The 732-nt window shown below is 63.4% G+C and carries 2 protein-coding genes; one reads left to right on the top strand and one right to left on the bottom strand.

Annotated elements, in window-relative coordinates; all coding sequences use genetic code 11:
• Nucleotides 1–265: transporter associated domain-containing protein (locus tag E4K65_RS46750; RefSeq protein ID WP_283813946.1), on the top strand; the 265-nt coding region annotated here is incomplete at its 5' end.
• A gap of 220 nt (nucleotides 266–485) precedes the next feature.
• Here the strand turns inward: E4K65_RS46750 and E4K65_RS46740 are convergent.
• Nucleotides 486–725 (bottom strand): PilZ domain-containing protein, encoded by a 240-nt coding sequence (locus tag E4K65_RS46740; protein WP_135174823.1) that lies wholly within the window; start codon nucleotides 723–725, stop codon nucleotides 486–488.
• Between the last annotated feature and the right edge of the window lie 7 nt (nucleotides 726–732).

Raw genomic sequence — 732 nt, 5'->3', positions numbered from 1 at the left:
GGCCTATGTCAAGCGCGCAGACGAATCGCTGCTGGTCGCCGGCTGGATGCCGGTCGACGAATTCGGCGAGCTGCTCGGCATCGAGCTGCCGCCGCACCATCGATTCTACACCGTGGCGGGCCTCGTGCTGCAACACTTCAACGTGCTGCCCAATGTCGGCGACGCCTTCGACCTCGGCGGCTGGCACATCGAGGTGGTCGATCTCGACGGAAGAAGGATCGACAAGATTCTGGCGAGCCGGAGAGATGAGCAGGCGGCGGCGTGAGTTGCGGGCGCTTGTGTGTGAGAACGCGGGACGGCGTACCAATCTCGACTCGTCGTCCCGGCGAAGGCCGGGACCCATACCGCGAGGTCTATCGATTTCGGAAGGACGCAGTACCGAATGACGAGTCTTCGCCAAACCACTCCCTGTGGTTATGGGTCCCGGCCTTCGCCGGGACGACAACGGAGCAAGAACCTCGCGCTAACGCCCAACAACAGATCCCCTACCCGAACTTCACACCGATCCGCTTTTCCTTGCGCCAGACCACGGTGCACGCCAGCTGCTTTCCGTCGGCCTGGATCAGCAGGGTGAAGTGTTCGGGAATGCCGACCGGGCTGGTGACGTCGAGGGCTGCGCCGGTGTCCGAGAAATTGCGGACGGTGCAGTCGATCGCGCCGCCGCCGAACTCGATCGTTCCGGCCTTCAGCACGCGATGTCTGGCTTTGTTGCGTCGCTCGTCCATGGGATGA

Origin of the sequence: Bradyrhizobium niftali (genome assembly GCF_004571025.1) — a bacterium.
GTDB lineage: Bacteria > Pseudomonadota > Alphaproteobacteria > Rhizobiales > Xanthobacteraceae > Bradyrhizobium > Bradyrhizobium niftali.
Note: the sequence above shows the minus strand (reverse complement) of the source record. Positions and strands in the feature narration are given on the sequence as shown.

What these genes read in the sequence shown, in the direction of transcription:
- E4K65_RS46740 (WP_135174823.1), bottom strand. Translation starts at nt 725, where the DNA reads ATGGACGAGCGACGCAACAAAGCCAGACATCGCGTGCTGAAGGCCGGA.